The organism is Pseudomonas sp. SCB32 (assembly GCF_009189165.1).
Classification (GTDB): Bacteria; Pseudomonadota; Gammaproteobacteria; order Pseudomonadales; family Pseudomonadaceae; genus Pseudomonas.
Map to the genome: position 1 here is coordinate 4643539 of NZ_CP045118.1, position 22961 is coordinate 4666499.

General features: G+C 66.7%; 19 protein-coding genes. 2 read left to right on the forward strand and 17 right to left on the reverse strand.

Annotation, left to right across the window (positions count from 1 at the left end):
• Window positions 1-103: 103 nt before the first annotated feature.
• The gene (gene ppc / locus GA645_RS21160; protein WP_152225104.1) at window positions 104-2740 is read right to left on the reverse strand and encodes a phosphoenolpyruvate carboxylase; all 2637 of its coding nucleotides are present in this window, start codon (window positions 2738-2740) and stop codon (window positions 104-106) included.
• Window positions 2741-3010: 270 nt separating this feature from the next.
• Between ppc and GA645_RS21165 the strand changes: the two genes are divergently transcribed.
• The gene (locus GA645_RS21165; protein WP_152225106.1) at window positions 3011-3358 is read left to right on the forward strand and encodes a pilin assembly protein; all 348 of its coding nucleotides are present in this window, start codon (window positions 3011-3013) and stop codon (window positions 3356-3358) included.
• 165 nt (window positions 3359-3523) lie between these two features.
• On the opposite strand, the gene cadR is transcribed toward GA645_RS21165, so the two are convergent.
• The gene (gene cadR, locus GA645_RS21170) at window positions 3524-3991 is read right to left on the reverse strand and encodes a Cd(II)/Pb(II)-responsive transcriptional regulator (protein WP_152225108.1); all 468 of its coding nucleotides are present in this window, start codon (window positions 3989-3991) and stop codon (window positions 3524-3526) included.
• Between the two features lie 89 nt (window positions 3992-4080).
• Between cadR and GA645_RS21175 the strand changes: the two genes are divergently transcribed.
• Entirely contained in the window at window positions 4081-6426 is a 2346-nt protein-coding gene (locus GA645_RS21175) for a heavy metal translocating P-type ATPase (RefSeq protein ID WP_152225110.1), read from the forward strand.
• A 224-nt stretch (window positions 6427-6650) separates the two neighbouring features.
• Here the strand turns inward: GA645_RS21175 and GA645_RS21180 are convergent, their stop codons facing one another.
• The 15 genes from GA645_RS21180 to GA645_RS21250 all read right to left on the reverse strand — a co-directional run bounded on the left by GA645_RS21180 (window position 6651) and on the right by GA645_RS21250 (window position 22921).
• A complete protein-coding gene (locus GA645_RS21180; protein ID WP_152225112.1) occupies window positions 6651-7160 on the reverse strand; it encodes an O-acetyl-ADP-ribose deacetylase in 510 nt (169 codons plus the stop codon).
• 35 nt (window positions 7161-7195) lie between these two features.
• Window positions 7196-7519, reverse strand: coding sequence for a hypothetical protein (locus GA645_RS21185; protein WP_152225114.1), 324 nt, complete (start codon window positions 7517-7519; stop codon window positions 7196-7198).
• Window positions 7516-8460, reverse strand: a complete 945-nt coding sequence (locus tag GA645_RS21190; protein ID WP_152225115.1) for an alpha/beta hydrolase — start codon at window positions 8458-8460, stop codon at window positions 7516-7518. The genes GA645_RS21185 and GA645_RS21190 overlap by 4 nt, the downstream gene beginning before the upstream one ends.
• 159 nt (window positions 8461-8619) lie before the next feature.
• Complete coding sequence (locus GA645_RS21195; RefSeq protein WP_152225117.1) at window positions 8620-9924, reverse strand: flavohemoglobin expression-modulating QEGLA motif protein; 1305 nt, start codon at window positions 9922-9924, stop codon at window positions 8620-8622.
• Complete coding sequence (locus GA645_RS21200) at window positions 9921-10484, reverse strand: hypothetical protein (RefSeq protein WP_152225119.1); 564 nt, start codon at window positions 10482-10484, stop codon at window positions 9921-9923. The genes GA645_RS21195 and GA645_RS21200 overlap by 4 nt, the downstream gene beginning before the upstream one ends.
• Before the next feature lie 98 nt (window positions 10485-10582).
• Window positions 10583-11299: a TetR/AcrR family transcriptional regulator gene (locus tag GA645_RS21205; protein WP_152225121.1), complete on the reverse strand. Its 717-nt coding sequence runs from the start codon at window positions 11297-11299 to the stop codon at window positions 10583-10585.
• Between the two features lie 493 nt (window positions 11300-11792).
• A complete protein-coding gene (gene lysS / locus GA645_RS21210; RefSeq protein ID WP_152225123.1) occupies window positions 11793-13298 on the reverse strand; it encodes a lysine--tRNA ligase in 1506 nt (501 codons plus the stop codon).
• Between the two features lie 93 nt (window positions 13299-13391).
• Window positions 13392-14487, reverse strand: a protein-coding gene (prfB, locus tag GA645_RS21215) for a peptide chain release factor 2 (protein WP_152225125.1) whose coding sequence is annotated in 2 segments (ribosomal slippage) — window positions 13392-14414 and window positions 14416-14487 — 1095 coding nt in all. Because the reading frame shifts where the segments join, the coding sequence is not laid out codon by codon here.
• Between the two features lie 120 nt (window positions 14488-14607).
• The gene (locus tag GA645_RS21220) at window positions 14608-15618 is read right to left on the reverse strand and encodes a PleD family two-component system response regulator (RefSeq protein WP_152225127.1); all 1011 of its coding nucleotides are present in this window, start codon (window positions 15616-15618) and stop codon (window positions 14608-14610) included.
• A gap of 8 nt (window positions 15619-15626) precedes the next feature.
• Window positions 15627-16634 carry a chemotaxis response regulator protein-glutamate methylesterase gene (locus GA645_RS21225; protein ID WP_152225129.1) on the reverse strand — a complete coding sequence of 336 codons (1008 nt, stop codon included), beginning with the start codon at window positions 16632-16634 and terminating at the stop codon, window positions 15627-15629.
• Window positions 16634-18898, reverse strand: coding sequence for a hybrid sensor histidine kinase/response regulator (locus GA645_RS21230; RefSeq protein WP_152225131.1), 2265 nt, complete (start codon window positions 18896-18898; stop codon window positions 16634-16636). The genes GA645_RS21225 and GA645_RS21230 overlap by 1 nt, the downstream gene beginning before the upstream one ends.
• On the reverse strand, window positions 18895-19581 hold the full coding sequence (locus GA645_RS21235) for a chemotaxis protein CheW (protein ID WP_152225133.1): 687 nt from the start codon (window positions 19579-19581) through the stop codon (window positions 18895-18897). The genes GA645_RS21230 and GA645_RS21235 overlap by 4 nt, the downstream gene beginning before the upstream one ends.
• Window positions 19574-20821 carry a protein-glutamate O-methyltransferase CheR gene (locus GA645_RS21240; RefSeq protein ID WP_152225135.1) on the reverse strand — a complete coding sequence of 416 codons (1248 nt, stop codon included), beginning with the start codon at window positions 20819-20821 and terminating at the stop codon, window positions 19574-19576. The genes GA645_RS21235 and GA645_RS21240 overlap by 8 nt, the downstream gene beginning before the upstream one ends.
• The gene (locus tag GA645_RS21245; RefSeq protein WP_152225137.1) at window positions 20818-21327 is read right to left on the reverse strand and encodes a chemotaxis protein CheW; all 510 of its coding nucleotides are present in this window, start codon (window positions 21325-21327) and stop codon (window positions 20818-20820) included. Before GA645_RS21245 ends, GA645_RS21240 begins: the two co-directional genes overlap by 4 nt.
• Window positions 21302-22921, reverse strand: coding sequence for a methyl-accepting chemotaxis protein (locus GA645_RS21250; RefSeq protein ID WP_152225139.1), 1620 nt, complete (start codon window positions 22919-22921; stop codon window positions 21302-21304). The genes GA645_RS21245 and GA645_RS21250 overlap by 26 nt, the downstream gene beginning before the upstream one ends.
• Window positions 22922-22961 lie beyond the last annotated feature (40 nt).

Genomic DNA, 22961 nt, shown 5'->3' on the forward strand with positions numbered 1-22961 from the left:
CCGTACAAGCCGATCGTGGGCGACAAAATCACCCCCGATCAGCCTTCAAATTACCCCCATTTCGGGGTCGTGCAATCCACCATTAGTGGGGGGTGGAACGACCTCAGCCGGTGTTGCGCAAACCGGCGGCGATACCCGCCACCGTGACCAGCATCGCCTGCTCCAGACCGCCGCAGGCGTCGCCCGCGCAGCGCCGGGAGCGGGCAAGGAGTTCGGCCTGGAGCAGGTGCAGCGGGTCCAGGTAGGTGTTGCGCACACCGATCGATTCGCGCGTCTCGGCGGCGTTGCCAAGCAACTGGGATTGCCCGGTCAGCCCCAGCACCACGCGCACCGACTGCGACAATAGGTCGCGTAAATGTGCACCTAATGGTCGCAGTTCCGATTGCACCAGTCGTTCGTCATAAAGTTGGGCGATTTCCCGGTCGGCCTTGGCCAGCACCATCTCCAGCATGTCGATGCGCGTAGTGAAGAACGGCCACTCCTTGCGCATACGCCCCAACAGCGCGCCTTCGCCGCGCTCGATAGCCTTGAACAGGGCGTGTTCCCAGCCCAGCCAGGCCGGCAGCATCAGGCGCGTCTGGGTCCAGGCGAAGATCCAGGGAATCGCCCGCAGGCTTTCCACTCCACCCTCGCGGCGCTTGGCCGGACGGCTGCCCAGCGGCAGGCGGCCCAGCTCCTGCTCCGGCGTGGCCTCGCGGAAATAGTCGACGAACTGCGGGTTATCCCGCACCACGGCGCGGTAGGCCACCAGGCTATCGGCGGCGAGCCGGTCCATCTCCTCGCGCCAGGCAGGTTCCGGCACCGGCGGCGGTTGCAGCGTGGCTTCGAGCACGGCAGCCAGATAAAGGTTGAGGTTCTGTTCGGCAATGCCCGGCAAGCCGAACTTGAAGCGGATCATCTCGCCCTGTTCGGTGGTACGGAAACGCCCGGCCACCGAGCCCGGCGGCTGCGAGAGGATCGCCGCGTGGGCAGGGCCGCCGCCACGACCAACGGTGCCGCCACGGCCATGGAACAGCAGCAGCTCGACACCGTGGTTGCGGCAGATTTCCACCAACGCCTCCTGCGCGCGGTACTGCGCCCAGGCAGCGGCCAGGGTGCCGGCGTCCTTGGCCGAGTCGGAATAGCCGATCATCACTTCCTGCGGGCCGGCCAGGCCGGTGCGATAGCTGTCCAGGCTGAGCAGGCGGTCGATGCAGGGGCCGGCGTTGTCCAGGTCGTCCAGGGTCTCGAACAGCGGCACCACGCGCATCGGACGCTGCAGTCCGCACTCCTTGAGCAGCAACTGCACGGCGAGCACATCGGAGGGCTGCCCGGCCATCGAGATCACGTAGGAACCCAGCGACGCCGTCGACGCCTCGGCCACTACCCGGCAGGTCGCCAGAACTTCGGCGGTCTCCGGCGATGCCGCGTAGTTCGCCGGCAGCAGGGGGCGACGGCTGGCGAGTTCTTCCAGGAGGAATTCCTGGCGCACGGTTTCGTCCCATTCGGCGTAGTTGCCCAGGCCGAGGTATTCGGTGATGTCGCTCATTGCCCTGGCGTGGCGCGTGGAGTCCTGGCGTACGTCCAGGCGCACCAGGAACAGGCCGAAAGTGGCGGCGCGGCGCAGGGTGTCGAGCAGCGCGCCATCGGCGATCACGCCCATGCCGCAGTCCTGCAGTGAGCGATAGCAGAGCTGCAAGGGTTCGAGCAGTTCGCGGTTGTCCGTCAGCACTTCCGCGCAGGGCGCTTCACCGCTGTGGATGGCCCGCTCGGCCCAGGCGCGGGTGGCGCGCAGACGTTCGCGCAATTGCTTGAGCAACGCGCGATAGGGTTCGGCAATGTCCCCCACCTCGGCGCGCAGCTCGGCGCTGGCCTGCTGCATGGAGAGGTCCGCCGCCAGGCTGTCGACATCGCGCAGGTACAGGTCGGCGGCCATCCAGCGCGCCAGTAGCAGGACTTCGCGGGTGATTGCGGCGGTGACGTTGGGGTTGCCGTCGCGGTCGCCGCCCATCCAGGAGGCGAAGCGGATCGGCGCGGCGGACAGCGGCAGGCGCTCACCGAGCGTCTGTTGCAGAGTGGCGTCGACATGCCGGAGGAAGGCCGGCAGCGCTTGCCAGAGCGAGTGTTCGATGACCGCGAAACCCCATTTGGCTTCGTCCACCGGCGTTGGCCGGGTGCGGCGGATTTCCTCAGTGTGCCAGGCCTCGGCGACCAACCGCTGCAAGCGTTCGCGTACCGCTTCGCGCTCTTCCGGCAGCAGATCGGTGTGATCGTCGGCGGCCAGTTGAGCGGACATGGCGTCGTATTTCTGGATCAGGGTGCGGCGCGCCACTTCCGTGGGATGCGCGGTCAGTACCAGTTCGATCTCCAGCTCCGCGACCTGCCGCGCCAGCCCTTCGGCGCCCAGGCCGGACTTGCGCAGGCGCGCGAGCAACTCGCCCAGCACACGGTTCTCGAAGGGCTCCGGCTCCTTGGGGGTGCGCCGGCGAATGCGGTGGTACTGCTCGGCGATGTTGGCCAGATTGAGGAACTGGTTGAAGGCCCGCGCCACCGGCAGCAGTTCGTCCTCGCCCAGCACGTCGAGGGTTGCCGTCAACTGCCGGGCGCCCTCCGCCGAGCCGCGCCGCGCGGCCTTGGCGCCGGTGCGGATGAGTTCGATCTTGTCGAGGAAGCCCTGGCCGTACTGGGCGCGGATGGTGTGCCCCAGCAGCTCGCCCAACAGGTGGACGTCCTCGCGCAGGCGCGCATCGATATCCGGCATGACCATTCTCCTTGAGTGAGAGAGCCCTCGAGTTAGAGAGTCCTTGAGTTAGAGAACCTTGGCGTTAGAGATCCCTGGACGAGAGACCTCGGCTGAGTGATCTACACAGTGCCGCTGACGACACGCACTGACAAGCGTGCGACGAACGCCAGCATTCCAGCTCGGACAGCGACTAGGCTCAAAGTGATCCCGAAGCGATCGGGAAAACACCCAGGCGGCCCCACGAGGCCCGCCCCACATGCCCGCCACGAACGGGCCACAGAGGTGAACATGAAAATCCGCTATCTGGTACGCCATTGGGAACAGAACGCCAGGGGGCGCATGACCAAGCATCACTACAGCATCCCGCTGGACGTGGAAACCGCCGCGCGGCTGGCGGCGCTGCATGACATGTACCCCAAGCGCAGCGTCGAGGAAATCCTGGGAGAGCTGGTCGGCTCGGCCCTTGAAGAGCTGGAGGCGAGCTTCCCCTACGTGCAGGGGCAGAAGGTGGTGGCGCAGGACGAACAGGGCGATCCGATCTACGAGGACATCGGCCCGACACCGCGTTTCCTGCAGCTGTCGCGCAAGTACCTGCAAGAGCTGACGGAGGCCGAGGGGCAGGCCAATCACTCCTGAATGAAAACGCCCCGGCAATCGCCGGGGCGCTTTGCTTTAACTGTAGGAGCGAGCTTGCTCGCGAACACACTTTCCGGCGACTCCGCTATTGGTCGGGTTCGCGAGCAAGCTCGCTCCTACGAAGAGCCCGCAGCCGCGTTTGCCATGCAAGCGCCAGTGAGGCCGTCAGTGCCGGCCGTGAACGCCCGGCACATGCAAATGCCCCGCCTCCACGCAGGCCTCTGGAATCACCGACGGTTCCGCCGGCTGCTCCAGTTCGCGCAGGATGCCGCAATCCTCGCTATTGCCATCGCCGCTGCAACGGGCGCGCAGGTCCTGCAGTTGCTGGCTGAGCGACTGCAACTCGGCGATTCGCACCTCGACGTGGTGCAGGTGTTCGTCGATCAGCCGGTTGGCGGTGCCGCAGTCGGACTCGGGGCGATCACGCAGCCCCAGCAGGATGCGGATCTCCTCCTGGGTCATGTCCAGCGAGCGGCAGTGGCGGATGAACGACAGGCGCTCCACGTGGATGGCATCGTACTGCCGGTAGTTGCCCTCGCTGCGCGAAGGCTCCGGCAGCAGGCCTTCGCGCTCGTAGTAGCGGATGGTCTCCACCGGGCAACCGGTCAGCTTTGCCAGTTCACCGATCTTCATCTTTGACCTCCTGGTTGAATACAGGCTTGACTCTGTAGTTACTACAGGGTGTGCAATCAGCAGCAACTCGTCAAACAGGAACGGACGACATGACTGCCAATCGCCAGGGTCCGATCATCCACGGCCCCGTCCAGGATCAGGAACACAGTGCAGCCGCCAGCTGCTGCGGCTGCGACAAGGGCGCGCTGTTGCGCGCTCCGGCCGCCGAACCTGCCCCGCACAAACACGAGCATGGCCACGATCACGATCACACCCATGATCACCGACATGGCGAGGATCGCACTGCTCGGGCCCAGGAAGCCGCAACGGCGGCAAGTGGCGCCGCCAGTGGCGAACTGCGCTGGTCCAGCCTGCGCATCGAGGCCATGGACTGCCCCACCGAGGAACGCCTGCTGCGCGACGCCCTCGGCCGGGTATCAGCGGTGGAAAACCTCGACTTCAACCTGATGCAGCGCCTGCTGCGCGTACAGCACCGCTTCGACAGCATCGAGCCGCTGCAGAAACTGGTGGCCTCGCTGGGCATGCAGGCCGAGCCGCTGGACGACAACGCCCCGATCGCCGCCCCCGCCGCCAAGCAGAAGCCCTGGTGGCCGCTGGCGCTGGCCGGCGTTGCCGCAGCGGGCGCCGAATTCTTCGAATGGTTCGCCATCGGCCCGCAATGGCTGGTGGCGGCGCTGGCCGTCGCGGCCATCCTCGGCGCCGGCCTGCCGACCTACCGCAAGGGCTGGATCGCGCTGAAGAACCGCAACCTGAACATCAACGCCCTGATGAGCATCGCCGTGACCGGCGCCATGCTGATCGGCCAGTGGCCGGAAGCGGCGATGGTCGCCGTGCTGTTCGCCATCGCCGAGCTGATCGAGGCGAAGTCCCTGGAGCGTGCGCGCAACGCCATCCGCGGGCTGCTGCAACTGGCGCCGGAGCAGGCCACCGTGCAGCTCGATGGCGAGTGGCGCGACGTGCCGGCCAAATCGGTGGCACTGAACGCCCGTGTCCGCGTGCGCCCCGGCGAACGCATCGCCCTGGACGGCGAGGTGCTCGACGGTCGCTCCAGCGTCAACCAGGCGCCCATCACCGGCGAGAGTCTGCCGGTAGAGAAACAGGCGGGTGACACCCTGTTCGCCGGCACCATCAACGGCGAGAGCGCGCTGGAATACCGCGTCACCCGCGTGGCCGACGACAGCACCCTGGCGCGGATCATCCACGCCGTGGAAGAAGCCCAGGGCTCGCGCGCGCCGACCCAGCGCTTCGTCGACCAGTTCTCGCGCATCTATACCCCGGTGGTGTTCCTCATCGCCATCGCCACGGCCCTGCTGCCGCCCCTGTTCTTCGGCGCGGCCTGGCTGGACTGGGTTTACCGCGCCCTGGTGCTGCTGGTGATCGCCTGCCCCTGCGCCCTGGTGATTTCCACTCCGGTGACCATCGTCAGCGGACTGTCGGCGGCGGCACGCATGGGCATCCTGATCAAGGGCGGGGTCTTCCTCGAACTGGGTCGCTCGCTCAACTGGATCGCCCTGGACAAGACCGGCACCCTGACCGAAGGCCGGCCGCGCCAGACCGACTTTACCGCCCTGCGCGAATCCGCCGCCGGCGACGTGCGCGCCCTGGCCGCCAGCCTCGCCGCTCGCTCGGATCACCCGGTGTCGCACGCCGTGGCCCAGGCCGCCGAAGCCGACAACGTCGCGCTGTACAGTGTCGGCGAGCTGACCGCCCTGCCCGGCCGCGGCGTGAAGGGCGAGATCGACGGCCGCACCTACCACCTGGGCAACCACCGGCTGGTGGAGGAGCTGGAGCTGTGCTCGAAGGAGCTGGAAGCCCGCCTCGACGCACTCGAACAACAAGGCAAGACGGTGATCGTGCTACTCGACGCTGAAGGCCCGCTGGCCCTGTTCGCGGTGGCGGACGCGGTCAAGGAAACCAGCCGCGAAGCCGTTGCGCAGCTGCACGAACTGGGGGTGAAAACCCTGATGCTCACCGGCGACAACCCGCACACCGCCGCCGCCATCGGCGCCCAGGTAGGCATCGATGCGGCGCAGGGCAACCTGCTGCCGGAGGACAAGCTCAACGAAGTGAAGCAGCGCCAGGAAGGCGGGCGTCGCGTCGGCATGGTCGGCGACGGCATCAACGATGCCCCGGCCCTGGCCCGCGCCGACATCGGCTTCGCCATGGGCGCGGCGGGCACCGACACCGCCATCGAGACCGCCGGCGTGGCGCTGATGGACGACGATTTGCGCAAGCTGCCGTCCTTCATTCGCCTGTCGCGCCAGACCCATCGCGTACTGATCCAGAACATCAGCCTGGCGTTGGGCATCAAGGCCGTGTTCCTGGCCCTGACCCTGGCCGGCGAAGGCACGCTGTGGATGGCGGTGTTCGCCGACATGGGCGCCAGTTTGCTGGTGGTGTTCAATGGGTTGCGGTTGTTGCGCTACCAGGGCTGAGTTGCCTTGGCCTCTTGCTCGCTCCTGCCCTTGCAAGAGCGAGGGGGACGCCTAGTTCTTGCTCGCGAACAAATTTCCCGGCTGCATCGGCGTTGGGCGATTCGCGAGCAGCCCGTAGGGCGAATAACGCGCAGCGTTATCCGCCACGATGGGTATCGCTTCGCTCCACGCCATCCTACGTTCGAGGCTCCCGGTGCGGCAGGAGCGGGCCGACGGATAAGCCCTCAGCCCAACAGCCGCCGGTACAACTCCGCCATCTCGGTCGAGAACGCCACCAGCACCATCTCCCTCAGCGAACTCCCCTGCCCGCGCGGACGTCGCAACTCATCGACAGCGATCTGCGCCGCCGCTTCGGCGGGAAAGCCATAGATACCGGTACTGATGGCCGGGAAGGCGATGCTGGCCAGGCCGCTGTTCTCGGCCAGTTGCAGGCTGTTGCGGTAGCACTGGGCGAGCAGCGCCGCCTCACCATGCCCACCGCCGTGCCAGACCGGCCCGACGGTGTGGATGACGAAGCGCGCCGGTAAACGAAAACCGGGGGTGATTTTCGCGTCGCCGGTCTTGCAGCCGCCCAGCGGACGGCAGGCGGCGAGCAGTTCCGGGCCGGCGGCCCGGTGGATGGCGCCGTCGACACCGCCACCGCCCAGCAGCGAGCTGTTGGCGGCGTTGACGATGACATCGAGGTCGAGGCGGGTGATGTCGCCCTGCCAGACGCGGATTTCGGGGTGGCTCATGGTGCTTCCTCCCTTGTCGCGCCAGGGTGCTCCCGTCACTTCACTTGCTGGGGAGTCTCCTGGCCCATGCAGCGTACGGCACGCTTGCGGCCGTCGACCAGTACGCCAGTCAGGCCCTTCTGGGTCATATCGAACATCACCAGCACACCGTCGATGCACTGCGCCTGCTGGTCGGCCGGGTCCAGCGACAGCTTGGTGTCCTGGCCGGGGATGCTTTTGAGCATGGTGAACTGGCTCAGCTCAAGTGCGTCCTCGGGTTTGGCGAAGTGCAGGTAGCCGTAGTACCAGAGCGTGCCGATCGACACGAAGATGGTGGCGATGACGGTGAGGATGTACGAAATCGGATTGCGGTCGTTCATGGCTTGCCTTGTTCTGGGGAGTCCGCCTTGGCGGAGGCTGCTTTAGCAGGTTCTGGCGTTGACGAGTTCGGGACTTCGGCCAGCCGGCGCAATCCGGTGAAGCGCTGCGGATCGTCGAGGAAGCGCAGCATCACTTCGCGCCAGACCGGTTCGCCGAAGGTTTCCACATGGTTGCCGCGGGTCAGCTGGAAGACTTTCGGCGGCGGCGCGGCCTTGTACAGGCTCAGGCCGTTGTCCAGGGGCACAATGGTATCGTCGATGCTGTGGAAGAACAGCACGGGTGCGCCAGAAAGTCGCGGCATGGAGCGGATCGCGCTGTCACCATCGGGCACCACCCAGGACAACGGCACCTGTAACGGCCAGGTCAGCCAGGTCTTGCCCAGGGTGTAGCGCGCCACGTCGCGATAGCTGGCTGGCACGCCATCGAGAACGACCGCCCGCAGCTGCTTCTGCCGCTCGGGGTGCATTCCCAGGTAGTGCACCGCCATGGCGCCGCCCAGGCTCTGGCCGAGCAGTACCACCGGCTTGCCCTGCACCTCGGGCGCCTGGTCCAGCCAGGCGAAGGCGGCGTCGATGTCCCGGTAGACCGCCGGCAGGCTCGGCGCGCCCTCGGAGTGTCCGTAGCCGCGGTAATCGACCATCAGCACCTGGTAGCCCTGCTCCGGCAGCCAGTAAGTGCCCCCCAGGTGCCAGGCCATGTTGCCGCCGTTGCCGTGCAGCTGCAGCACGGTGCCCTTCACCGCTACGCCGGCCTTGGCTGGCAGCCACCAGCCGGCAAGCTTCACGCCGTCGGCGGTGGTCAGGGTGACGTCGCGGTAGTCGAGCTTGGCGCGGGCCGGAGTGATGGCGACGTCGTCGCTGGGATAGAACAACAGCGAGCTGCAACCGCCAAGAGCTAGCAGCAGCGAGACGGCAACAGCGCGGAAACAGCGGTTCAGCATGAGTTCATCCATGGCATACGTCGCGCTCTGATTGCAAGGAAGCGCCTCACTTAGGATGGGTGGAGCTTGCGATACCCATCACCCTGCAGCGCCGGAATATCGATGGGTATCGCTTCGCTCCACGCCATCCTACGACCGAGGTCCATCGCGCACAGGCAGTCAGAGGATATTGGCGTAATCTGCCTCGATACGGTCGAGGCTGAGATGGTTGAGGAAGTTGGAGAAGCACATCCAGGCCGACAGCGCGTTGAGGTCGCGGAACTGCGGCGGCAGATACTTGGGCGGCACCACCAGCCCCTCGTCCACCAGCTGGCGCAGGGTACGCATGTCTTCCAGGGTGGCCTTGCCGCAGAACAGCAGTGGGATCTGCTCCAGCTTGCCTTTACGCACGGCGAGCTGGATGTAGTTGTAGATCAGGATGAAGCCCTTGAGGTACGACAGGTCCTTGGTGAACGGCAGGCCCTCGGGCGTCGAGCCACGGAACACCCGGCTGGAGTTCTGGTAGCTGCTCTCCATGCTGTAGCCCTGCTCGCGGTAGAAGTGGAAGACCTCGAGGAAGTCCGCGCCCTCCTCCGCCATGTGGATGGCGCGGGTGCGGTTGGTGAGCTTGCGCAGGCGCGTCGGGTAGGAGGCGAAGGCAATCACTTCCATCAGGATCGCCAGGCCCTCCTGGGTCACGGTGGAGGACGGCGGGCCCTTGGCGAGGAAGGTGCAGATCGGCTGGTTGAGGCCGTTCAGGGTGGTGCCGACGTGCACCAGGCCCTCGTGGACCTCCAGCGCACGCACGTCGCGCTCGTTGAACAGCGCGTCGGCCCGTACCTTGATGTAGTCGGCGCCGGCCGCAGCGTCGGCGACGATGCCGTCGGACTCGAAGACGCGGATGGTGTCTTCGCCGGAGTCGAACACTTTGTTCAGGCGCTCCTGCAGCATCGCTACCACTTCCGTGGCGGTCAGTGTCTTGGGTTCGTCCTTGAGGTCGCCGCGGTCGGCGATGTTGTTCAGGTAGTCCGAGAGCATCAGCCCCAGGTCGGCCAGGGTCGGGTCGCCGGCGTGGAAGGCATCGGACGCCGAGCCGTAGAGTTCCTGGGAGATCAGCCCGAAGTCCTGGGTGCCGCGCGCTTCGAGCATGCGGATGACCATGCGGTATTCCTTGCACATGCGCCGCATGATCTGCCCGACCGGGTTGAACTGCCCCAGGTGGCGGGTGATCTCGCGCTCGATGTTCTGGAATTCCTGCTTCTTGGCACTGGCGTCGAAGGCCAGCGGGCGGCCGTCGTAGTAGCTGCGGTCGACCTTGGGCGCATGCTTGCCGCGCCCCTTGAGGAAGTCGTCGCGGATGCCGTCGTCCCATTTGATGGCATCGAGCACGCGGATTGGCGTCTGCGCCTCGACGATGCGGTCGGACAGGCCACGGATGATCTGCTGGTATTCGGTGGGCGAGGTTTGCTTGCGCCGCGGCGTCATTGCCGTTCTCCCGGAGTCAGGCGTGAAAAGCGCAGGGCTTCGACGAACACGTCCGAATTGGCCGGGTCGTTCAGGTAGGCGATCACCCGGGGCAACGGGCTGGTCACCAGGGCACCCTCGCCCTGCTCGGTGTCCACCTTCTGCCCTTTCAGGGCGCCTTCACCCATGTCCTGCAGGATGTGCTCGACATCCAGGTTATAGATCACCAGTTCGTCCTTGTCGGTGATCTCGAAGCCGGCCAGGGCGAAGTTGCCGCCCATGCTCTTCGGCAGCCCGGCGGAGAGATACCACCGCTTGCCGTGGTGGGCGACGGTGAAACCGAAGTCCTCGACGCTGTCGGTGTTGTCCTTGCTGTCGACGTAGCTGATCGCGCGATAGACATTGGAGCCGGAACGGGTCACCTCGAGGAACTGCTCCTCGCCATACTCGTTCACCCGCGACCACTGGCCCAGGAGGTGGACAGGCGCAGCCTCGTTGGCCGGAATCGGGTCCTTGAACGTCACCAGGCAGCCACTGAGCAGACATATGCTCAACAGCAGCAGTGCACGCCAGACTTTCATCACGCCCTCCTTAGGTCCCGCCGCCCCTCACGTGGAAGAGAGTTTGGCGTCGGGAGCAGAAAACCCCGCCGGACGGCGGGGTTGCAATGCTGCTGCGCTTACAGGCCCATCACCAGATCGAGGTAGCGGCTAAGGATGCCACGCATTTCCTCCACCTGCAGGTGCTCGGCACCGTCCAGCAGGCCCTGATACTCCATCTGCAGGATGATGGCCGTCAACACCTTGGCATCCTGCTCCGGCTGCTTTGAACCAAGCACTTCGAAGAAATGCACGACGCCCAGGGAGAGGATGCGCCGGTGCCGCTGCGCCAGCTCCACCAGGCTCGGGTTGAGCAGCGCCTCCTGGCGGAACGCCTGCTCGGCCAGCAGGTGCTCGCGGCGCGCGGTGAGCTGCGCCTGCACGTACTTGATCGCCAGCTCGACGATATTGTCGGTCAGCGCGCGGCGCGCCTTCGGGTCGTCCTGGCCGAGGCTCGCGGCCATCGCCTGCAGATCGCCCTCGACGCTGGCCCAGAAGGCCGCGAGCGCCTCGGCGCTGCGTTCGACGAAGAGCGCGAAGGTGTCGGTGATGAGGTCCTGGATGTCCTTGAAGTAGTAGGTGGTGGCCGACAACGGCACACCGGCCTCGGCGGCTACGGCGCGGTGACGCACGGCACGCACGCCGTCGCGGACGATGATCCGCAGCGCAGCGTCGAGGATCGCCTGGCGGCGCTGCTCGCTGCCCTGGCGGCTGGCCTTGCGGCCCTGGTACTGAACACTTTCTGCGATGGCGCTGGCGACTTGCGCGGCGCTGTCTCGCGGGGACACTGGGGTCACTGGCATTACCTCCGGCGGCACGGCCTGATGGCGCATTGTTCGAGCTTTTCGATGGGGAATCAATTGCCGTTCCGCGCCTGCTTTCTTGCAACAGCATGGAGCGGGTATGGCACGGCGGCGGCAGAAAGTCCGGCCTGGGGTGTATGACGTGCTACATGGCGTCCGGGCCACCTATGCGAGCGCACAGTTCGTCGGGCGGGGCAGCCATAGGCCGTACAACCGTTCGCGGTTGTCCGCCGTTGCACCCGGCCGTCATCGACTCGCGAGCGACACACGGCCAAGGTGGGACGGCGTATAACGCAGAGCGTTATACGCCCTACGTTCCTGAACCATTGTGAAACCCTTGTAGGAGCGGGCCATGCCCGCGATCGCGCGCGTGGCGCGCTCCTACAGGCTGGCCTCGGTGCCATCCGGTAGCGCAGGTTGGGTTTCGCCGCCGCGCAGCAACGAAAAAGGCCGCCCGAAGGCGGCCTCTTTCACGCAGTTCCTGCGCTTACGCCTGCGGGCGCATGTGCGGGAACAGGATCACGTCGCGGATCGACGGCGAGTTGGTCAGCAGCATCACCAGGCGGTCGATGCCGATGCCTTCGCCGGCGGTGGGCGGCATGCCGTATTCGAGCGCGTTGACGAAGTCGGCGTCGTAGTGCATCGCCTCGTCGTCACCGGCGTCCTTCTCCTTGACCTGCAGCATGAAGCGCTCGGCCTGGTCTTCGGCGTCGTTGAGCTCGGAGTAGGCGTTGGCGATCTCGCGGCCACCGATGAACAGCTCGAAGCGGTCGGTGACGCTCGGGTCGTTGTCGTTGCGGCGGGCCAGCGGGGAGACTTCGAACGGGTACTGGGTGATGAAGTGCGGCTGTTCCAGCTTGTGCTCGACCAGTTCCTCGAAAATCATCACCTGCAGCTTGCCCAGGCCTTCGTGGCCGAGGACCTTGGCGCCGGCCTGCTTGGCGATGGCACGGGCCTTCTCGATGTCGTTCAGGTCAGCCGCGGTGAGCTCAGGGTTGTACTTGAGGATGGCGTCGAACACGGACAGGCGGGCGAACGGCTCGCCGAAGTGGAAGACCTTGTCGCCATAGGGCACGTCGGTGCTGCCGAGCACGGCCAGGGCCAGCTCGCGGAACAGCTCCTCGGTCAGGTCCATGTTGTCTTCGTAGTCGGCGTAGGCCTGGTAGAACTCGAGCATGGTGAACTCGGGGTTATGCCGGGTCGAAACGCCTTCGTTACGGAAGTTGCGGTTGATCTCGAAGACCTTCTCGAAGCCACCGACCACCAGGCGCTTGAGGTACAGCTCCGGGGCGATACGCAGGAACATGGCCATGTCCAGTGCGTTGTGGTGGGTTGCGAAGGGCTTAGCCGCCGCGCCGCCGGGGATGGTCTGCAGCATCGGGGTTTCCACTTCGAGGAAACCGCGCTCGGACAGGAAGCGGCGGATGTGGGCGATGACCTGGGAACGCACGCGGAAGGTGTGGCGGGTTTCCTCGTTGACGATCAGGTCGACGTAGCGCTGGCGGTAGCGCTGCTCGGTGTCGGTCAGGCCATGGTGCTTGTCCGGCAGCGGGCGCAGGGACTTGGTCAGCAGGCGCACGCTGGTCATCTCGACGTACAGGTCGCCCTTGCCGGAACGGGCCAGGGTGCCTTCGGCGCCGATGATGTCGCCCAGGTCCCAGGTCTTGATTTCGGCCAGGGTCTCTTCGGGCAGGGTCTTGCGGTTCACGTAGGCCTGGAGGCGGCCGCTGCTGTCCTGCAGGACGATGAAGGAGCCGCGGTTGAGCATGATGCGACCGGCAACCTTGACCGGAATGGCGGCTGCTTCCAGCTCTTCCTTGGTCGCGGTTTCGTACTTTTTCTGCAGGTCCGCGAAGTAATCGGCGCGGCGGAAGTCATTGGGGAAGGCAATGGCCTGGGCCTCACGCACGGCGGCAAGCTTTTCCTTGCGCTGGGCGATCAGCTTGTTTTCTTCCTGTTGCAGTTCGTGCTGGTCGAGTTGTTGGTCGCTCATGGTCGTTCTATCTGCCTGGCGTCTATATCAAATGGGGTACGGGTAGGAGCGGCCGGCCGGTTCGCGAGCAAGCTCGCTCCTACAGGGTGCGGTTTACAGGCCCTGTTTCAGGCTGGCTTCCAGGTATTCATCCAGGTCGCCGTCGAGAACCTTCTGGCAGTCGCTACGCTCGACGCCGGTCCGCAGATCCTTGATGCGCGAGTCATCGAGCACGTAGGAGCGGATCTGGTGACCCCAGCCGATATCGGACTTGGTGTCTTCCAGCGCCTGCGCGGCGGCGTTGCGCTTCATCATCTCCAGCTCGTACAACTTGGCCCGCAGCATCTTCATGGCGGTGTCCTTGTTGGCGTGCTGGGAGCGTTCGTTCTGGCACGCCACCACGGTGTTGGTCGGCACGTGGGTGATACGCACCGCGGAGTCGGTGGTGTTCACGTGCTGACCGCCGGCGCCGGAGGAACGGTAGGTGTCGATGCGCAGGTCCGCCGGGTTGATCTCTATCTCGACCTTGTCGTCGATCTCAGGGGACACGAACACCGCCGAGAACGAGGTGTGGCGGCGGGCGCCGGAGTCAAACGGGCTCTTGCGCACCAGGCGGTGCACGCCGATCTCGGTGCGCAGCCAGCCGAAGACGTACTCGCCCTTGATATGCACGGTGGCGCCCTTGATGCCGGCGACCTCACCCTCGGACAGTTCGATGATGGTGGCGTCGAAGCCGCGCTTGTCGGCCCAGCGCAGGTACATGCGCAGCAGGATATTGGCCCAGTCCTGGGCTTCGGTGCCGCCGGAGCCGGCCTGGATGTCCAGGTAGGCGTTGTTCGGGTCCATCTCGCCGCTGAACATGCGGCGGAACTCGAGCTTCTCGAGGATCTCGCGCAGGCGCTGGACTTCGGTCTCGACGTCGTTGACGGCGCCTTCGTCATTCTCCTCGACCGCCATGTCGAGCAGGTCGCGGGAGTCGGCCAGACCGCCGGTGAGCTCGTCGAGGGTCTCGACGATCTGCGCCAGCATGGCGCGCTCGCGGCCCAGGTTCTGGGCGTATTCGGGCTTGTTCCAGACCGCTGGGTCTTCCAGCTCGCGGTTTACTTCGACCAGACGATCATGTTTCAGATCGTAGTCAAAGATACCCCCGAATGGACTGGGTACGGTCGGAGAGGTCCTTGATGCTGTTGAGGATTGGTTGGATTTCCATGGCGGGCATCTCTCACGGGTAAAGGGCGTAGAAAAGCCGGCAAGTATACGTGATTTTTCGCAAGCCTTTCAGGCTTTACGACAAAGCACCGCCGTCGTTTCCACGCCCCTGCGCCGTTGTTCAGCCCGCGATTCCCACCTGGTTGCGGCCGCCGTGCTTGGCGTTGTAGAGCGCCTGGTCGGCCATCTCGATCAGTTGGCGGCAGGGCTGGCCGGCCTGCGGAGTCACCGTGGCGACACCGATGCTGATGGTCAGCGGCGCGCCGGGATGGGGCAGTTCGTGGGCGATGCCCAGATCCTCCACCGAACGCCGCAGCTTCTCCGCCAGCAGGCGCGCGCCACCCGGCGAGGTGCCCGGCAACACCAGGACGAACTCCTCGCCGCCGTAGCGCGCCGGCAGGTCCGATGGCCGGCTGCAACTGGCGCGGATCGCCCCCGCCACCTGGCGCAGCGCCTCGTCGCCCTGCACGTGGCCGAAGGTGTCGTTGTAGATCTTGAAGTGGTCCACGTCGATCAGCAGGATCGACAACTGGGTCTGCTCGCGCTGGGCGCGGCGCCACTCCATCTCCAGGTACTCGTCGAAATGCCGGCGGTTGGACAGCCCCGTGAGGCCGTCGGAGTTCATCAGCCGCTGCAGCACCAGGTTGGTTTCCAGCAGCTGCTGCTGGCTTTCGCGCAGGGCACGGTAGGCCTCGTCGCGCTGCAGCAGCGCAAGGTACGAGCGCGAGTGGTAGCGAATGCGCGCCACCAGCTCGATGGCGTCGGGCAGCTTGACCAGGTAGTCGTTGGCGCCGGCGGAAAACGCCGCGCTCTTCACCGACGGTTCTTCCTTGGTCGACAGCACGATTATCGGGATGTCGCGGGTCGCCACGTTGGTCCGGTAGTCGCGCACCAGCGCCAGACCGTCGGCGCCGGGCATCACCAGGTCCTGGAGAATCACCGTCGGCTTGATCTGGATCGCCAGGGCGATCGCCTGCTGCGGATCGGCGCAGAAGTGGAAGTCGATGCTGGGATCGTCCGCCAGTGCGCGGCGCACGGCCTCGCCGATCATCGGCTGGTCGTCGACCAGCAGCACCATCACGGCGGAATCGCCTGGAGTGGTCACGGGGTAGTTACTCTGTGTCGGGTTCATGAAAGCTCCTAGACGCACACGTCGGCGAGACGGCGGGCGATGTCGCCCAGCGCGCGTATCTCTACGGCGGCGCCGATCGCTGCCGCGGCCTTTGGCATGCCGTAGACGGCACTGCTGCCCTGATCCTGGGCAAGGGTGAGAAAGCCGCGCTCGCGCATGTGCTTGAGCCCTTCGGCGCCGTCACGGCCCATGCCGGTGAGCAGCACGCCGACGGCGTCACCGTTCCAGTTCTCCACCACGCTGTCAAAGAACACGTCGATGGACGGACGGTATATGTGGCTGCTCGGTTCGGCGGTGTAGGCCAGCTCGCCGTTGCCGAGCAGTCGGATATGGTGATTGGTGCCGGCCAGCAGCACGCAGCCGGGCTGTGGCGGCTCGCCCTGGCGGGCCAGGCGCACCGGGATGCTCGCCTGGGTCGCGAGCCAGTCGGCCATGCCGGCGGCGAATACTTCGTCGACGTGCTGGACCACGACGATGGCGGAGGGAAAGCTCGCCGGCAGGCGGCTGAACAGCTCCGCCAGCGCCGCAGGACCACCGGCGGAAGAGCCAATGGCCACCAGCTGGCGCGCGCCGCCGCCCTTGCGCAACGGCGCGATGGCGGTCGCCGGGCGCTCGTCGCTCGGCGCATTGAGCCAGGCCAGGTTCTGCAACTTGCGCAGCAGCGGGCGGGCCGCATCCAGGGGGTCGCCCGTGCCGATGCTCGGGGTGTTCACCGCGTCCACCGCGCCATGGCCCATCGCGTCGAACACGCGGGTCATGTTCCGTTCCAGGTCGACAGTGACCACGATGATCGCGCAGGGGCTCTGCGCCATGATCCGGCGCGTAGCCTCGACGCCATCCATCACCGGCATCAGCAGGTCCATCAGCACCACGTCGGGCTTCTGCGCGGCGCACATCTCGATGGCTTCCGCGCCGTTGGCGGCGACCCAGATCACCCGGTGCGCCGGCTCGAAGGCCAGCGCGCGGCGCATCGCCTCCACCGCCAGGGGCATATCGTTGACAATCCCTATCCGCACTATGCACCTCCGATCAGGTCGACCACCGCATCCAGCAGGGCCTCATCGTGGAAGCTGGCCTTGGCCAGATAATAGTCGGCGCCGGCATCGAGCCCACGCCGTCGGTCTTCTTCGCGGTCTTTGTACGACACCACCATCACCGGCAGCGACTGCAGGCGGGTGTCGCGGCGAATCAGGGTCACCAACTCGATGCCGTCCATGCGCGGCATGTCGATGTCGGTGATGACCAGGTCGAAATGCTCCGAACGCAGTGCGTTCCAGCCGTCCATGCCATCCACTGCCACCGCGACGTCGTAGCCGCGCCCGAGCAGCAGCTTGCGTTCCAGCTCACGCACGGTGAGCGAGTCGTCCACCACCAGCACGCGCTTGCGCGCCGGGCCGCTGAGGCGGCCAGTAGGATCGATGCGTTCCAGGCGGCCGGTGGCCAGCAATTTCTCCACCGAGCGCAGCATGTCCTCGACGTCGAGGATCAGCACCGGCGTGCCGTCGTCCAGCAGCGCTCCGGCGGACACATCCGGTACCTTGCCCAGGCGCGGGTCGAGCGGCAGCACCACCAAGGTCCGCTCGCCGATGAAACGCTCCACCGCTACGCCGTAGGCCATGTCGCGCTCGCGGATCACCACCACGGCGATATCGTCGTCACCCGCGCTCCCCTCGGGGCGCTGGAGCAGCTGGCTGGCAGAGACCAGACCGACGTGCCGCCCCTCGTGCCAGAACTGCTGGCGGCCTTCGAGCTGGACGATCTCGTCCGGCGCCAGTCGACGCATGCGTTCGATATGCGCCAGCGGGAAGGCATAGGCCTCGCCGCCGATGGTGACTACCAGGCTGCGCACCACCGAGAGGGTCAGCGGCACCTCCAGGTGGAAGCGCGAGCCCTGCCCGCTCACCTGCTCCATGCGAATGCCGCCGCGCAACTGGCGCACCATGTGCTGCACGGCATCCAGGCCGACACCACGGCCGGAAACCTCGGTGACCTGCTCGCGCATGCTGAAGCCGGGCAGGAACAGGAAAGTCAGCAGCTCGTCCTCGGTCAGCCGCGCCACGGTCTCTTCGGTGGCCAGATGACGGCGCACGATGGCGCCGCGCAGGCGCTCCAGGTCGACCCCGGCGCCGTCGTCATGCAGTTCCAGCACCAGCATGCCGGCGTGGTGCCGGGCCAGCAGCTGGATGCAGCCCTCTTCCGGCTTGCCGGACTGACGGCGCACCTCGGGGGACTCGATGCCGTGATCGACGGCATTGCGCAGCAGATGGGTGAGCGGCGCTTCGAGCTTCTCCAGCACCTCGCGGTCGACCTGGGTGGAAACGCCCTGCATCTCCAGGCGCACGCTCTTGCCCAGCGAGCGCCCGAGGTCACGGACCATCCGGGTCTGCCCGCCGAGCACATCGGAGAACGGTCGCATGCGGCAGGCCAGCGCGGTGTCGTAGAGCGACTGGGCGCGCTGGCCGGCCTTGAAGCTGAATTCATCGAGCTCGGCGATCTGTTCACTGAGCAGTTGCTGACACTCGCCAACCAGCCGCCGCGCATCGGCCAGGTACGCCTGGGCCTCGGGATCGAGCGTGGCACTGCCAACGGCATCGCGGGCGCCGTCGAGCACGCGGCTGGCACTGGCCTGCACGCGCTTCAAGCGCTGCAGCGAATCGAGCAGCGGCTTCAGGCGCTGGGACTCCACCAGCGCCTTGCTGGAGTAGTCGAGCAGTTGATTGAGACGCTCGGCGGTCACCCGCAGGACGCGGTCGCCAACGTCGTCGCCGTCGCTGGCGCGGCGGCGTGGAGCCGGCTCGGCCGCGACCTCTGCCTCAACTGGAGGCGCGGGCGGGACCGCAGCTGTCGCTGGCGGCGCCGGCGGCGTGGCACGGACCGGAGTCTGGCCGCTCACCAGCGCCTGCAGATGCTGCACCATCGCCGGGATCGCCTGCTGCGCCTGTTCGGCGCGCGCGGCCTCGGCATCCACGATGTGCAACAGGATATCGGTACCGGCCAGCAGCGCATCGATATGCTCCGGCGCCAGCAGCAGCCGGCCCTCCTGGGCACCGACCAGGCAGTCCTCCATCACGTGGGCGACCTGCACGCCGGCATCCAGCCCGACGATCCGTGCCGCGCCCTTGAGCGAATGGGCGGCGCGCATGCAGGCTTCCAGCTGGTCGGCCTGGGTCGGGTTGCGCTCCAGCGCCAGCAACCCCTGGCTGAGCACCTGCGTCTGGGCCTCCGCCTCCAGGCGGAACAGCTCCAGCATCGAGGCGTCCTTCATCTGATCCGGCGTCATGCGAGGCTCCGGGTGGCGGCTTCGAGCAACGCCTCGGGGTCGAGCAGGCGGACACTGCGGCCGCTCCACTGCAGCACGCCGTGGGTGAATCGATCATTGGCCGCCAGCGACTGCCCGGAGGCGGCGATCACGGCGGCGCTGTCCAGCTCATGAATGCCGTCCACCTCATCCACCGGCGACAGCACCGGGCCGCTGGCGGCCGCGAGGATCAGCATACGCGGCACCACTCGCCGTCCGTCGGTGGCGACCGAGCGGCGGTCGAGGCCGAGCAGCTCACCCAGCGAGACACAGGCCACCAGCGTCCCGCGCACATTCGCCACGCCCAGCAGAGCCGGCGAGCGCTGGTGCGGCAGGGAGTGCACCGCCGACTCGGAGGCGACCTCGGCCAGGGCGCGGGTCGGCAGGCCCAGCCATTCATCGCCGAGACGGAAGATCAGGTAGGCACAGCCTTCCTCCGGTGCGACCTCGTTGGCCGCCGGCGCCCGCGCGGCGGACTCGTCGCCCAGCGAATAGCGGTCCAGCAGGCGGATCGCCGCTGCCGCGTAGACCGGGCAGTTGCGGCAGTGGATGTGCTCGACCAGCTTCAGGCAGGACTTGTCACCGCGCACGCCAACGCGGTTCCAGCAGTCGTCCACCGGCTCGGCGTGGGCATCCAGTTGCAGTTCGTAGTCGTGCTCAGGCATCGCGCTTCACTCCTCGCGCGGCGCGTTCCTGCAGGCGCCGGGCTCCCTCCGCGTCGCCCTGGGCGGCGAGCAGCGCGGCCAGATGCAGGAGGCTTTCCTGATGATCGGGTTGCAAATACAGCGCCTTGCGGTAGTAGCCCTGCGCCTGCGCCGACTGTCCCTGGGCATCGCTGAGCAGGCCCAGCCAGTAGAAAGCCTCGGCGTTGGGCCCCTGCTCGACGAGCAATGCTTCACAGTGCTCGCGCGCCTCGGCGGTCTGGCCGGAATTGGCCAGCCGGGCGATGTCCGCGAGGCCCGCGCTGGCCGGGACGGGCGGCGGAGCTGGCTGCAACACCGGGGCCTGCGGCTTCGCAATGCTCGGGCGGATTGGCGCAACGCTGGCTCTGGGCGGCGTCCGGACGGGCCGGGGTGACGGCGGAACAAAGGCGGGACGCGCCCCCGGCTCCTGACTGTCCAGCGGAAAGGCAAAGGACTGCGCCACGCCCAGCGGGCGCAGCCCCTGGCGGGACAGCAGGCTGGCCTCGGCGGGCCCGATGAACAGCACCCCGTCCTCACGCGCCAGGCGGCGCAGCACCTCGACCACCTGCTCCTGGGTGGTGCGGTCGAAATAGATCAGCAGGTTGCGGCAGAACACATAGTCGTAGGGCGCCTCGTCGGCCAGCAGCGCTGGCGTCAGCAGGTTGCCGACGCGGAATTGCACCTTGGCCTGCACCGTCTCGCTGATCTGGAAATCACCGTCAACGCCGGTGAAATAACGGTCGCGGAAACCCAGGTTGTCGCCGCGGAAAGAGTTGCGGCCGTATCGACCGGCTTCCGCGCGTTCGAGCACCGAGCGGCTGACGTCCAGCGCGTCGACCTGGAAGGCCGAAGGCGCGAGACCTGCGTCGAGCAGCGCCATGACCATCGAATAGGGTTCCTCGCCCGACGAGCACGGCAGGCTGAGCAGGCGCAGTGGGCGCGCCCCGGCCATTGCATGCACCCGGCGACCGGCCAGCTGGGCCAGCGCGGCGAACGACTCCGGATAGCGGAAGAACCAGGTCTCTGGAACGATCACCGCCTCGATCAGCGCCTGCACCTCTTCGGCGGACGCCTGCAGGCGCTCCCAGTAAAGGCCGGCATCGCCCTCGGCAACCTTGGTGCTGCGCTGGCGCACGGCGCGGCCGATCACCGCATCGCCTACCGACTCGGCATCCAGGCCGATGCGTTCCTTGAGCAACTGGGCAATGCGCGGATCGGTCATAGCGCATTCCCCGCATCACGCAGCAGACGCTCACGCGCCTCATCGGTCAGCAACTGGTCGACCCGCACGCGCTGCAACAACCCCTGCTCGTCTTCCAGCACCGGGCCAAGGTAGCGGGCGCTGCCGTTGTCCAGTTCATAGTTGCGGAAGGCCGCCGGATCGCGACGCAGGGTGTGGGTGGCCTGCTCGAGGATCAGCCCGAGAGACTGTTCCCTCGCCTGTGCGTCCACGCGATAGCGCACCAGCACCAGGCGCGTACTGGTGCGCCGGGGCGCGCTGTGGCCGAAGGCGAGCTGGCTGAGGTCGAGCACCGGCAGCAGCTCACCCCGGTGAGCGTACAGCCCGGCGACCCAGGCCGGCGCTTCGGGCAGGCGCTTGAGCGCCGGCAACGGCAGCACTTCGATGACGTCGTGCACGTCCAGCGCATAGCGGTCCGCGCCGAGGCGGAACTGCAGGTAGAGCCTGCCGGCCACCGCAGCGTCAGACCTTGAAGCGGGAGACGCCATTGCGCAGTCCGTTGGCGACCAGGTTCAATTCATCGATGGCGAAGCTGGCCTGGCGCAGCGATTCCACGGTCTGCCCGGTGGCCTCGCCGAGCTGCACCAGCGCCTGGTTGATCTGCTCGGCACCGGTAGCCTGGGCCTGCATGCCCTCGTTGACCATCTGCACCCGCGGCGCCAGCGCCTGTACCTGCTGGATGATCTGCGAGAGCTGCTCGCCGACTTGGCCGACTTCGGAGATGCCGCGACGCACTTCCTCGGAGAACTTGTCCATGCCCATCACGCCGGCGGACACGGCGGACTGGATCTCGCGAACCATCTGTTCGATGTCGTAGGTGGCCACGGCGGTCTGGTCGGCCAGGCGGCGCACCTCGGTGGCCACCACGGCGAAGCCGCGACCGTACTCGCCGGCCTTCTCGGCCTCGATGGCGGCGTTGAGCGAGAGCAGGTTGGTCTGGTCGGCGACCTTCACGATGGTGGTGACCACCTGGTTGATGTTGCCGGCGCGCTCGTTGAGGATCGCCAGCTTGGCGTTGACCAACTCGGCGGCGCCCATCACGTGATGCATGGTTTCTTCCATGCGCGCCAGGCCCAGCTGGCCGGAGCCGGCCAGGGTGGAAGTCTGCTCGGCGGCCGAGGACACCTCGGTCATGGTGCGCACCAGGTCGCGCGAGGTCGCGGCGATCTCCCGCGAGGTGGCGCCGATCTCGGTGGTGGTCGCGGCCGTCTCGGTGGCGGTGGCCTGCTGCTGCTTGGAGGTGGCGGCGATCTCGGTGACCGAGGTGGTGACCTGGATGGCCGAGCGCTGGGCCTGGGATACCAGGGTCTTGAGCTCCTCGGCCATGCCGTTGAAGCCGGTTTCGATCACGCCGAACTCGTCGTTGCGCTCCAGCGCCAGGCGGGTGGTGAGGTCACCGCCGCCCATCGACCCCAGGCCGCGCACCACCTGGCGTACCGGCTGGGTGATGGCGCGCATCAGCAGGAAGCCGCAGATCGACGCCACCACCAGGGCCAGCAGCATCGACACCAGCATGATCAGCTTGGCCCGCTGCACTTCGACGACGATGGCGGCAGCCGCGGCGTCGGCGATCTGCTTGTTCAGGTCGATCAGGTCGTTGAGCGTCCGGCGGCCTTTCTCCCACGTCGGGTCCAGCGTCTCCACCAGCATCTTGCGCGTGGCGACGCGGTCCTTGCCGTACAGGTCCAGCACCTGCGCCAGTTGCTCCTCGTATTCCTGCGCCTCTAGCTTGAAGCGCTCCAGCATCTGCCGGTCGCGCTCCTCATGGATGGTCAGCTCGTACTTGGCGATGCGATCGAAGAGCACGTCATGGTTGGCGTTGAACGCCTGGCGGTCGGTCGCGTCGAGCGGCTTGTCGTCGTTCAGGCCGACCAGCATCTGCACCATCAGGATGCTATCGGTCCAGGCTGAGCGCACGGTGGTCAGGGCGTAGGTGCCCGGCATGGCGTCGTGGCTGACCCGTTCCGTGCTGGCTTCCACGTCCAGCAGGCGGATATAGGAGATCACCACCATGAGCAGCATGATCGCGATGACGACAGCAAAGCTGGCCAGGATGCGTTGGCGTAGAGTCCAGTTCTTCACAGCGTTCCCCAGAGATGATCGAGACGAGCTGACGGAAGTG